Source organism: Nicoliella sp. ESL1106 (assembly GCF_058509965.1).
On sequence record NZ_CP196340.1, the window covers coordinates 1,298,888 to 1,310,572 of the forward strand.

12 protein-coding genes are annotated in these 11,685 nt (G+C 37.0%); all 12 read right to left on the bottom strand.

Annotated features, from left to right (window positions below; genetic code table 11):
• Nucleotides 1-11: 11 nt before the first annotated feature.
• Nucleotides 12-890 carry a helix-turn-helix domain-containing protein gene (locus ACSVI6_RS05630; RefSeq protein WP_491720610.1) on the bottom strand — a complete coding sequence of 293 codons (879 nt, stop codon included), beginning with the start codon at nt 888-890 and terminating at the stop codon, nt 12-14.
• A 94-nt stretch (nt 891-984) separates the two neighbouring features.
• Nucleotides 985-2,265, bottom strand: a complete 1,281-nt coding sequence (yfmH, locus tag ACSVI6_RS05635; RefSeq protein WP_491720611.1) for an EF-P 5-aminopentanol modification-associated protein YfmH — start codon at nt 2,263-2,265, stop codon at nt 985-987.
• On the bottom strand, nt 2,258-3,526 hold the full coding sequence (gene yfmF, locus ACSVI6_RS05640) for an EF-P 5-aminopentanol modification-associated protein YfmF (RefSeq protein ID WP_491720612.1): 1,269 nt from the start codon (nt 3,524-3,526) through the stop codon (nt 2,258-2,260). Before yfmF ends, yfmH begins: the two co-directional genes overlap by 8 nt.
• Nucleotides 3,527-3,615: 89 nt before the next feature.
• Nucleotides 3,616-4,467 (bottom strand): amino acid ABC transporter substrate-binding protein, encoded by an 852-nt coding sequence (locus ACSVI6_RS05645; RefSeq protein WP_491720613.1) that lies wholly within the window; start codon nt 4,465-4,467, stop codon nt 3,616-3,618.
• Between the two features lie 11 nt (nt 4,468-4,478).
• Nucleotides 4,479-5,108: an amino acid ABC transporter ATP-binding protein gene (locus ACSVI6_RS05650; RefSeq protein WP_491716478.1), complete on the bottom strand. Its 630-nt coding sequence runs from the start codon at nt 5,106-5,108 to the stop codon at nt 4,479-4,481.
• 20 nt (nt 5,109-5,128) lie between these two features.
• Nucleotides 5,129-5,782: an amino acid ABC transporter permease gene (locus ACSVI6_RS05655; protein WP_491716479.1), complete on the bottom strand. Its 654-nt coding sequence runs from the start codon at nt 5,780-5,782 to the stop codon at nt 5,129-5,131.
• 435 nt (nt 5,783-6,217) lie between these two features.
• Nucleotides 6,218-7,030 carry a septum site-determining protein MinD gene (gene minD / locus ACSVI6_RS05660; RefSeq protein ID WP_491716480.1) on the bottom strand — a complete coding sequence of 271 codons (813 nt, stop codon included), beginning with the start codon at nt 7,028-7,030 and terminating at the stop codon, nt 6,218-6,220.
• The gene (locus ACSVI6_RS05665) at nt 7,030-7,695 is read right to left on the bottom strand and encodes a septum site-determining protein MinC (protein ID WP_491716481.1); all 666 of its coding nucleotides are present in this window, start codon (nt 7,693-7,695) and stop codon (nt 7,030-7,032) included. Before ACSVI6_RS05665 ends, minD begins: the two co-directional genes overlap by 1 nt.
• 12 nt (nt 7,696-7,707) lie before the next feature.
• A complete protein-coding gene (mreD, locus tag ACSVI6_RS05670) occupies nt 7,708-8,235 on the bottom strand; it encodes a rod shape-determining protein MreD (RefSeq protein ID WP_491716482.1) in 528 nt (175 codons plus the stop codon).
• An 11-nt stretch (nt 8,236-8,246) separates the two neighbouring features.
• Nucleotides 8,247-9,098: a rod shape-determining protein MreC gene (gene mreC, locus ACSVI6_RS05675; RefSeq protein WP_491716483.1), complete on the bottom strand. Its 852-nt coding sequence runs from the start codon at nt 9,096-9,098 to the stop codon at nt 8,247-8,249.
• Between the two features lie 74 nt (nt 9,099-9,172).
• On the bottom strand, nt 9,173-10,177 hold the full coding sequence (locus ACSVI6_RS05680) for a rod shape-determining protein (RefSeq protein WP_491717305.1): 1,005 nt from the start codon (nt 10,175-10,177) through the stop codon (nt 9,173-9,175).
• Nucleotides 10,178-10,343: 166 nt separating this feature from the next.
• A complete protein-coding gene (locus ACSVI6_RS05685; RefSeq protein ID WP_491716484.1) occupies nt 10,344-11,648 on the bottom strand; it encodes a bifunctional folylpolyglutamate synthase/dihydrofolate synthase in 1,305 nt (434 codons plus the stop codon).
• Between the last annotated feature and the right edge of the window lie 37 nt (nt 11,649-11,685).

The window sequence follows — 11,685 nt, forward strand, 5'->3', positions numbered from 1 at the left end:
TTTTATCAATATTATTTACTAAAGTTAAAAGTAATGTTTTGAACTTGTGAATTGCTAGTTAATTTAACAGCTTTTCCGTTAATGTAAAGCTTAGTAGCAGTTGCATTCCCTAAGTTAAGGGTTGCAGAAGTCGTGTTACTTGGTAGCTTAACGGTATGGTTAACGTTTGCATCTTGTGATGCTTGATAAACATTACTACTATTTGCATTAATACTTACCCATGCCTTAGCAGAAGTTTCAATCTTGATTTCACTAGCGGACTTCTTAGTCGTAACACTATAAGTCCCACCATCAGTAGATGTACTTTCAGATTTGATCGTAGTATTTGATGCAGGTGCTTTTTTAGTTGTCTTTTTAGTCACCTTTTTGGCACTGATGGATTCACTACTAGAACTAGACGATCCAGAAACTGAAACCGAACTACCACTATTAATGTTAGTTTGTTGAGAATTCTTAGAACTCTTGGCAGCAGCAAACCAAATCACTAGGATCACTAGGACCACCGCAACAGAAATGATCGTCACTGGAATGTATCTTCTAATCGTCATATTACGATCGTCTACTTTCCGTTGTGCCGTTCTGCTAGCGATTTTATCTTCACTGACTTTATCAACATATTCTGGGTTTTGAGTTTCAGGAAGTGCCTCATCGAATTGTTTCAATAATTCGGTGCCATCTAACCCAACAGCATCAGCATATTGCTTAACGAACGCCCGAACATAAAAATCACCGGGTAGTTCATCAAATTTATCTTCATCAATTGCAATTAAGTACCGCTTTTGAATTTTAGTATTATTTTGAAGATCATCAATTGTAAGTCCCTTTTTCACACGGGCATCGTGTAATGTTTGACCAATTGATGTTGTTCCTTTTTTATCTTCTTCACTCATCAAAATTACCTCAATATATTTTAAATTTTCACATTATTAAGTATATCATAACAATTGTTGCTAGATAACACTAGTTTGTAGATTGAACAATTTCTTAATCAAAAATATTAGTTGTAACTGCTTTTAAGTCAAATAACTGATCAGCAGCAGCCTTTATATCGGATATTTGAATTGAATTTGTAATCTCTATTTCATCATATAGATTCGTGAAATCATTCATTTGATTGCCTAATCTTGTGGCAATTGTTTCTAGTGAGTTCATCATTAAGACCCGTTGGCCAAGCTTTTCTTTTTTAATCAATTCAAAATCAGCTTTCAAGTCATCTAAGTGAGTATTTACATTTTTAAGCACTTCTAAGATGCGATCGATAAATGCTTGTGGATGGTTAGTATTAACGGACAAAAATAAAAAGTAAAATTCACGTTCACAATCTAATTCATAACCAAATGAATCGTCAATGATTCCCTCATCGTATAGTTCAGAATATAACCGCGAATTTTCGGAGAATAATACGCTCAAAAGTAGGGTCATTGCAATTTCTTGTTTGGCTTCGTTTGCACCCTTGGCGAGTGGTTGAATCCCCTTAATCGCAAGTGCGACTTTGGGTCTTGATATTCCAATATGTTCATGGTGTGAAGCTAAAAATTGGTAAGGGGCTTGTTTTGGAAAAATTCGTTCGATCTTGACGGGGGCTGCAAATTGCTTCTTTGATTGATCAGCTTCAATAAATTGAATAATTTCTGCAAAATCAACGTTACCAACTATTTTAAGCGTCATATTGCTAGGTTGATAAAAGACCCGATATGCCAAATTTAAATCTTCAGCAGTGATTTTAGCAATTGATTCGACCGAACCGGCAATGTCTTGATTCAATGGAAAATCGGGGTAGAGGTTCCGTAACGTTTGGAAAAAGATGCGTGAGTTCGGTTCATCATTGTACATTTGAATTTCTTGGCCAATAATCCCCTTTTCCTTCTCCACTTTTGCTTGGGTAAAGTATGGAATTTGAACATAGTCCAATAGGATCTTTAAATTTTCTTTCACGTGATTAGTCGTTGAAAATAGGTAGTTCGTATCCGTAAAACTAGTGTAAGCATTGGCATTACTTCCGTATTTATTAAATAGGTCGAATGCATCGTATCCATCTTTATCGAACATTTTATGTTCCAAGAAGTGCGCGATTCCAGCTGGAAGCTTCACTGTTTTGCCTGTATCAGGATGAATGAACTCGTTATCAATTGAACCATAATTAACCTCAAGCGTAGCATAGGTCCGATGGTAATCAGGCTTTGGTACCACAATTACCAATAATCCATTTGCTAAGCGCTTGGAGTAAACAGTATCTCCATATACAGGGTAGTGTTTTTTATTCATCGTCATCATCAGCCTGCCCTTCTAAGAAATAAATCGCTTGCATTTTAACTTGTTTGGCCACTTTAATAATATCCGCCTTGGTTACATTATTCACACGGTTACACCATTCCGAAACAGAAATATTTTGATGGGTCAAAGCATCCGAACTGGCCTTCCCAATTAGGTAAAACGGGCTATCTAAACCAGACAACCGTCTGCTGATCAACTCCGCCTTGCCACTTTCGATATCTTCATTAGTAAAATCACCGTTCTGCATCGCAGTTAGTTGTTCAGCAATAATTTTTAAGACCTGATCATAATTCTTAGCGTCAATTCCAGATTGAACGATCACAATCCCATAAGCAGCAGTATATAAACTATCTGCGTAATATGCCAAACTATTCTTTTCTCGAACGTTCTTGAATAGCTTTGAATTAGGCGTTCCACCGAACAAACTGTTAAATAACATCGCGGCGTATTTTAAATCGTCATCATATAAAACAGGAAGGTAGTACGCAATATCCAATTTACTTTGATTTATCTTTTGAACTTCAGTCTTTTTACGAACCGATTGAACAGGCTGGTATGAAGTCTTTAGGTCTAACTGCTCTTCATTTCGTGGCGTAAAATCCATTTTAGTGAACGCTTGTTGGACCTTTGATTCTTCAACGTTACCCAGTACATAAATTTGAATCTGTGAATTAGCTAGCGCTGATTGGTAGATTTCAAACGTTCTTTTCGGATCTGTAGCCATTAACTGATCCACCGTTCCATATAATAATTGAGCATAATCAGGATTATCTTGATAGTACAAATCCATTAACTGATTGGATGCGTAGTATTGCTTATTATCTGGAATCGACTTTACATAATTAATGATGTTTCGCTTTTTAATTTCAAAAGCATCTGAATCAAACGCCCCATTCTTGGCAAGTGGTTTAAAAATGACGGCATTTAAAAAACTAACCGCCATTTCAAAAATTGATTCATCTGTTGGTAAGTATTTTTGGTTCGGAAAAGACATGTTGATTCTCAATACATGCAAATGACCACGCCTAAGGACATCCGTCTCAAAGTTAGCCCCGTACATATTCGAAAGCTGCTTTGCTAATAAGGATTGTTCTGGATATTCTTGGTTCCCACTATGCATCATTTCAGAAATAATTGAAAACGCTGCAAATTTTTTATGATCGAGAGGTTCGATAAAATCAATCATAATGCTGTTACTCTTAAACTTATCATTTGAAATTACTTCTAGGTTTACACCATTAATCAATTTCAAATATAATTCCCCCTTTAAAAACTACATAATGTAATATTAAATTATGCCCCATAAAATATCAAACAAAAAAACGAGCAACCGCCCGCTTATTATTTATCATATTTATTAAGTAATGGTGAGTTATATTGATTCCCGAACCATTTTTGCGTGATTTTCTTGAGTTCACCATTTTTAGCCATGCGATTCAATGATTGGTTAATTTTATTTCTCAAGGTTTTATCACCCTTACGAACCCCAACCGCTAGCTTAGATTTAGGAAATGATCCAACGTAAGTATTATACTTATCAGGTGTCGCCTCATGATTAATATAGTAGTTAGCATAAGTACTATCAATCAACAAACCACTGACCCGCTTAGCATTTAGATCAATAAATGCATTGGTAAATGAATCGTACAAAATCGGTTGTTTGTTTTTGATCTTATCCTTCAAAATCTTTGGTTGTTGATCTAAACTGATAATTTCAGCAGACCCAGTCTGGGTCCCTAATTCTTTGCCCTGCATCTCATTAAAATTCTTAATATTAGAGCTCTTTAACGTTACCAACTCTTGATCATTATAAAGATAGGGTTCCGAAAATGAAATATTTTTAGCCCGCTCTGCGGTTACGGTCAACCCATTCCAAATTAAATCAATCGTTCCATTCCGTAGTTCAGTTACATTCATAGACCAGTCGATTGGCTGAAAATCCACCTTAATGCCATACTGCTTAAATACAGCTCTAGCAAGATCGATATCATAACCAGTTATTTTACCTGCCTTGGTTTCAAAACCAAATGGAACAAAGCTGTCATCTAATCCAATCACAATTTTCTTTTTCTGATTGATTTTATTCCATGTATTTTCTGTATTAGCACGCTGGGTCACTGATTCACAACCGCTCAGACTAATCGCAGCCACCAATATCAGGGCAATTGATAACCATTTATAAATTTTTTTCATGTTATCCCTCCCTACTTAATTGGTTGAACCTTCAGCATATCATCTGCAACCTTCTTAGCAAAATCCATATCATGAGTAATCACGATTTGGGTCACTTCAGTTTGTTTTAAATCAATAATAATTTTAGCAACTTCATCCCGTAAATTAGGATCAAGCGCAGACGTTGGTTCATCATAACAAATAATCTTTGGATTCATCGCAAGGGCCCGCACAATTGCGACCCGTTGCTTTTGCCCACCAGAGAGTTGGAATGGGTAAAGCGATTCCTTACCATCTAAGTTCAATTTATTGATTAATGCCTGTGCCTTTTCACGTGCAGTCGCCTTATCTTGTTTTAAAACTAACTCGGGAGCTAACGTAATGTTTTGCATTACCGTTAAATTAGGAAATAGTTGAAAATCTTGGAAAACGACCCCCACTAAATTATTTTCAGTTGCTGATGGATCAAATCGTTGCCCATCTAATATAAATTCGCCGCCATTAATTTTTTCTAATCCGCTAATACAACGTAGCAAGGTCGTTTTCCCAGCTCCAGATGGTCCTACGATACACATAATCTCATTATCTTTGATTTCAGCATTTAAACCATCAATAATTGTTCGATCACCATATTTTTTAGTAATATTTTTTAATTCAAGCATTTGTAATTCCCCCTTTTTAATTATTTCCAGTAACTATAGTGTTTTTCAACCCGCCGTAAAATGAACGTCAAAATGGCAGTTAAAGCTAAGTAAATAATGGCAACTAGTACCAATGGTAATAAGGTAACGTCACGTGCAGATGCAACGTTTCCGGCTCTAAGTAAATCTCCGATTCCAATGACATAAACCAATGACGAATCTTTGACAAGGTTAATTACTTCGTTACCAATCGATGGAATTACAATTTTAACCACTTGTGGCACGATAATCTTTCTAAACGTTTGCCAATATGATAACCTCAATACCCGTGCGCTTTCGTATTGGCCTGCAGGGATCGATTGTAATCCCCCTCTAAAGATTTCGGCAAAGTATGCAGTATAATTCAAAACAAAGGCAAACAGTGCCGCATCAAATCGTGGAAAAACAATTTGAATCCCAGGCATCATTGGCAATCCATAGAATACAAATATCAATTGTAGTAGTAGTGGACTTCCCCGCATGATCCAAACATAAAATTCCAGTACCGCTTTTAACGGCTTAAATTTGGAAATTAATCCAACCCCAGCAACGATTCCTAATGGAATTGAAAAAATAAGGGTCAAAAAGAAAATTTGGAGGGTCATTTTAACCCCTGATAGTAGTGATGGTAAAATCTCAATAATATAATTAAGCATTTAATTAGCTCCCTTCTATAAATAAAAACGTCCTCCTAGAAATTAATCTAAGAGGACGTGTCCAACGTGGTTCCACCTCAATTTATAGCCTGCTCAAGCAAACTACCTTAGTGAGTTTAGTAAATAAAAAAAGTCCTCTTAAGTCAGGGACTTAAGAGGACGATTTAATCGTGGTTCCACCTCAGATTTTTCCATTGCTCACACAATGAAACTCAATGAGTTTATTTACTAAACTACAACAATAACGCGTTAAAACGGTAATCTCCTAATAATCTTCAGAGATAACGACTCACAGGCGTGAAAGATTCGCATTATTCATCTACATCTCATCATCGTAGATTTTCTGTGGAATAATGATGAACAAATTCCTGATCAATGTCTTTAATTTAATTACTGGAATTATAAAACATTATCATCATTTCGTCAAGATTTACCTTAATCTTTTTTAGAAAATAGGTTCCCTAGTTTATTCCAAAATGATTTTTTGGACCCACTTGTTTCTTCAATTTGCATTAACGGAACGGTTTCACCATTAACCCTTCTTGCAATGTTTCGATAACCCTGTGAAGCTTGATTATCAGGATTCATTACAATTGGTTCTCCATGGTTAGAAGTACGAATTACGGCATCATCATCGACAACAATTCCCAACAATTGAATGCCCAAGTGTTGAGTGATTTCATCAATATCCATTGTATCGCCGTTTTCCATCATGTTTTTTCTAATTCGGTTGATAATCAGCTTTGGTTGTTCCTTAAGTGGATGTTGTTCTAATAGTCCGATTACTCGATCAGCATCCCGAACCGCAGAAATTTCTGGAGTTGTGACCACAATTGCACCATCTGCACCCGCAACTGCGTTTAAGAATCCCTGTTCGATCCCAGCAGGACAGTCAATAAATACGTATTCAAATTCCTGTTTTAATTCAGAAACGATTCCCTTAACTTGTTCGGGATTTAAAGCGTTTTTATTGGTATTTTGTGCTGCAGGCAAGACATATAGGCTATCGAATCTTTTATCCTTAACTAATGCTTGACGTAATTTAGCACGACCGCTAGCAACGTCAACAATGTCATAGATAATTCGATTATCTAACCCTAAAATAACATCTAGATTACGTAATCCGATATCCAAGTCCATTAGACAAACTTTTTTACCCATCAGGGCTAAAGCTACCCCCAGGTTTGCAGAAGTGGTCGTTTTACCAACCCCACCCTTACCAGAGGTAACGACGATTGCTCTCCCCATTACATAATTCCTCCAATTCGATTGTAAAATTTAGGGTTAATTTTTTTTAACTCCTTTATTTTACCATAATCTAATGTGTGCAAATCATTTACATATGCAACATTTTGAAAAGAACCACCAATTTGTTTATCAGCAACGATATCAAATTGTTCACCAATTCTTATTTGTTGCGCATTATGTAAATCACCAACGATTAATCTATCTTCAGAATTAGGGAAACCAGCTTGAACGATTCCATAAACGCTTCCTAAAACATAGATATTACCGTTAGTAACTAATTTACCACCTTCATGAATCGTTCCCAAGAATAACACATCACCAGTTGCTTCAAAAACCTGGCCATTTCTAATCGTTTGCACAATAACATGAACGTTTTCCGATTCCTTAATTTGATTAGCACGTTCAATCGTAATCACTTCACTGCTAATTTGATTGATCAATAAGTGCTTATAATTATTAAATAGTTGCCGAATGTTATTCAATTGTTCTTTAGAAAGTAATCGTTTCCCAGTAACAATGTCTAAATGCATTCGCTTAGTTGGATAATCATGATCCAATTGGTTCAGCATTACTTCTAATTCACTAAGAATCGCTGTCATTGACGCCGATTCATCTAACACTACTTCATAACCATTTTTAGTCCCTTTTAAGCTAACTGCTTTCAAATCAATTTCCCCCTATGACTTTTCCCGATAGCGGTTAAATAACACTGAAATCGGGTAATAAGTGATAATAAATAGAACTAGATTAAATGCAAGGCTAGGTCCCAAAACAGACACTAAAAAATTGGATACCGTAATATTAGCTAGATGAACAAAGCGATTTGCAAAAAATGAAAATGACATTGTCAACGTAAGCCCAATGAAATAAATTAAAAATCCAGAAATAAACGTTGCCGATAGATAACGATATAGGAATCGGCTAATGTAAATTGTAAGTGGGAGGATAAATAAAAAGACCCCCAATGTTCCAAAGTAGAATAAGTCCATTATAAATCCAACCAAAGCTGCCCATAATCCCAAGTGTAAATTAATTTCATTTTCAAATAGCAAGCCAAAGATCAACCATAGTAATGTTAAATTGGGAACAAACGACTGGGCACCAAATAACTGCTTACTAAAAATTTGACTAACTGATCCATCTAAGCAAAATGCAACGTATAAGCCAATGGGAAATAAAAACCTTAGTGGTGAATTCCTTAGCATTTCAATCCCCCCTACTGAGCACGGCTAGCTACGGTCACTGCTTCGATATCGTTTAGATCGGCAGCAGGGCTAATATAGATCTTATATGACAAACCGTAGTCATCAGTTGAAACCTTAGCCACTTTTCCAATGTATAGACCCTTAGGTGTGATTCCACCTAATCCACTAGTATATGCCCGTTGGCCAACTTTAATCTTAGATTTAGTCGTAATATTGCCCATTTCAACTAACCCAGTTGTTTTATTGTAGCCAGAAATAATTCCGTTGACGACCTTTCCGTTAGTGGCATTCACCTGAATCGCAAAACGGTTCGTCGCTGCATTATTATTAGTAATCAATTCAACCTTACTATTAGTTTTATTGACTTCAGAAACCCGACCAGCTAATCCAGTATCGACTAATACTGGCATATTTTTTTTAACGCCCGCATTTGCACCACGGTTAATAATAATTTGATTTTGCCATGATGAAGGGGTTCTCGTAATTACAGCTGCATTAATCGCTTTATAGCTAGTAAGAGTATCGTTTAATTTTAATTGACTCTTTAATTTTGCATTTTCACGTTGTAACGCTTCATCACGAACTTGAGTTGAAGTAATCTCATTAACCCGTTTACTTAGAATTTGGTTTTCTTGATAGGTGTTCAACAAGCTACCGATCGAACCAAATCCATTGCTTATAATATTCACTGGTGTTGACACGACAGTATTAGTGAATCCAGCAACGTCATTACCAAATTGTTGGATTAACGGCGGAGTGGCTTTACGATTCCGCACCGCAACTGAAAACGTCATTAAGCCAATACTGATAACAACGCACACCATGACAATTACCAATTTTCGATTGGAGAAAAATTTGTGCATAATTGCCCCTCCATAAATTTTGATTTATAAAAACAAAAGCGGGAAGCATAAGCCCTCCCGCAGTGATTGTTTTTTTATTTTTTCTTCATTACGTCAATACTCTTTAGTGATTCACCAGTTCCGATTGCGACACAATCAAGCGGGTCTTTAGCAATTGATACTGGAACCTGAGTTTCATCTGAAATAACTTCAGCAAGATTTTTAAGTAATGCACCCCCACCGGTAAGTACGATCCCATGATCGATAACATCGGCAGCGATTTCTGGAGAAGTTTCTTCAAGCGTTTCCTTAACGGTTCCGATAATTTCCAAGATCGGTTCATGAATGGCAGTCGAAATGTCTTCAGCTGATATTTCAACGGCCTTTGGTAAACCAGTAAGCAGGTAACGACCACGTACGGTTGTTCCTTCGATGTTCTTAGCATCTTCTAATGATGCAGAACCAATTTCCCATTTAAGCCGTTCGGCAGTTCTTTCACCGATCAATAAATTATGCTTTTTACGAACATAAGTAGCAATCGCTTCGTTAAGCTTGTCACCAGCAACACGAACTGAGCGGCTAGAAACAATTCCACCCAGTGAGATTGTAGCAACGTCAGTAGTTCCACCACCAATATCAACTACCATGCTACCAGTTGGATCCATGATTGGTAATCCAGCACCAATCGCAGCTGCAAATGGTTCTTCGATTACATAAGCATCACGAGCTCCTGCAACCCGAGTAGCATCAATAACTGCACGTTTTTCAACTTCAGTAATCCCACTTGGTACACAAACCATAACATATGGCTTACCACTTGAATGCCCTAAGGTCTTAGCGATGTAGTACTTCAACATAGCTACAGTGGTATCGTAATCAGCGATTACCCCATCTTTCATTGGGCGAATTGCCTTGATACTAGCAGGTGTTCTACCGATCATATTCCGAGCTTCTTCACCAACTGCCACAATTGAGCCAGTTTTAGTATTTTTAGCAACAACGGAAGGTTCTCTTAAAACAATTCCCTTTCCTTCAACATACACAATGGTATTAGCTGTCCCTAAATCAATCCCAATGTTTTTTGTTCCAAATCCAAACACGACGTTCATCCCTTCGTATTCATATATACTAATATGAATTTATCATTTTTAGTATATCATATTTTCTTCAACTTGAATTAAATCACTCGTGATTAATTTTAACTAAATTAACACTAATAATAAAAGGTTTTTCAAATAACTTAATCTTAAGTTAAACAATTAGTTATCAATCTGTAAATAATGCTCGCACATCAGATATAAAGTACAACGATCCAGTGATCAATAACACATCATCTTGGCCCATTTGACTAGTCACTCTTAAAATGGCTTCCTTCCAATTATTCACGAATTCAATTTGATTGACCGATTCAACTTTACTAACGATCGTTGATAAATCTGCTGCGGAGCGCTTATTAGGTCCCTCAAATTCGGTTAAAACTAAATGCACATTTTTAATTTGTGCAAGCGCTTCAATCATTGGTAAATATTGTTTATCTGCCAATATAGCAAGTATAATATAAATTTCACGATCTGAAAAATGATTTTTAATATTTTTTTCAATTTCTTTGATGGCGGGCATATTATGAGCTCCATCAATAATCACTAGGGGCTGATCGTTTAATTTTTCAAACCGTCCTGCCCACTGGGTATTTAGGATGCCCGCTTTGATCATTTTATTGTTAAACGGAGTCTTTTGCTTATTCATCAAGGTGATAAACGCTTCAATCGCTACTGCTGCATTATCGATCTGAAAATCACCCATCATATTCAAAACGATCCCCTTGATTTGTTCATTCTCACTCGCGAAATCAAATTGTTCATGCCAACCTGCAATCGAATGGGGATGAACATCAAAATCGGTCCCTAACATCTTAATGTCAGAATGTTCATCCGTGGCACGGTCGATAATAACCTTTCGGGGCCCAGGTTCAATCCTACCAATTACCACGGGGACGTTCGGTTTGATAATGCCTGCTTTATGCCCTGCAATCGATTCCAATGTATTGCCCAAAAATTGCATGTGATCATACCCGATCGTGGTAATCACTGATAAGTCAGGAGTGATCACATTCGTTGAATCATTATCACCACCGATACCGACTTCGACAATCACAACATCTGCATGGCCCTCCGCAAAGTAAGCAAACATCATTGCGGTCAAGACTTCAAATTCGGTCGGTCCTTCGTTTGGCATTGCTGCATCGATTTCTGCAACGATTGGCTGTACCTTTTCAACTAAGCGCACAATTTCATCATCACTGATCGGGGTGCCATCAACACTGATCCGCTCGTTGAACCGCACTAAAAAAGGCGAGGTGAACGTGCCGACCGTAAGTCCGCTTTCTTGAAGCAGATTACTTAAAAATGCTACGACCGAACCCTTCCCATTCGTACCAGCAACATGGATCGCATGAATTTGCCGCTCTGGATGACCAAGTTTTTCCATTAATATTTGCATTCGTTGCATCGTCGCATCTTTGTGTGCCTTGACCCGTCCGTGAATGTAGGCTAGTGCTTCTTGATAGTCCATTGTTTTTCGTTCCTCCCTACAAAAAAGCCCCGTAACA

Bases quoted from the DNA above. Each gene is read 5' to 3' on its own strand.
- ACSVI6_RS05630 (WP_491720610.1), bottom strand. From the start codon at position 890: ATGAGTGAAGAAGATAAAAAAGGAACAACATCAATTGGTCAAACATTA.
- minD (WP_491716480.1), bottom strand. From the start codon at position 7,030: ATGGGGAGAGCAATCGTCGTTACCTCTGGTAAGGGTGGGGTTGGTAAA.
- ACSVI6_RS05650 (WP_491716478.1), bottom strand. From the start codon at position 5,108: ATGCTTGAATTAAAAAATATTACTAAAAAATATGGTGATCGAACAATT.
- ACSVI6_RS05685 (WP_491716484.1), bottom strand. From the start codon at position 11,648: ATGGACTATCAAGAAGCACTAGCCTACATTCACGGACGGGTCAAGGCA.
- mreC (WP_491716483.1), bottom strand. From the start codon at position 9,098: ATGCACAAATTTTTCTCCAATCGAAAATTGGTAATTGTCATGGTGTGC.
- ACSVI6_RS05645 (WP_491720613.1), bottom strand. From the start codon at position 4,467: ATGAAAAAAATTTATAAATGGTTATCAATTGCCCTGATATTGGTGGCT.
- yfmH (WP_491720611.1), bottom strand. From the start codon at position 2,265: ATGAATAAAAAACACTACCCTGTATATGGAGATACTGTTTACTCCAAG.
- mreD (WP_491716482.1), bottom strand. From the start codon at position 8,235: ATGCTAAGGAATTCACCACTAAGGTTTTTATTTCCCATTGGCTTATAC.
- ACSVI6_RS05655 (WP_491716479.1), bottom strand. From the start codon at position 5,782: ATGCTTAATTATATTATTGAGATTTTACCATCACTACTATCAGGGGTT.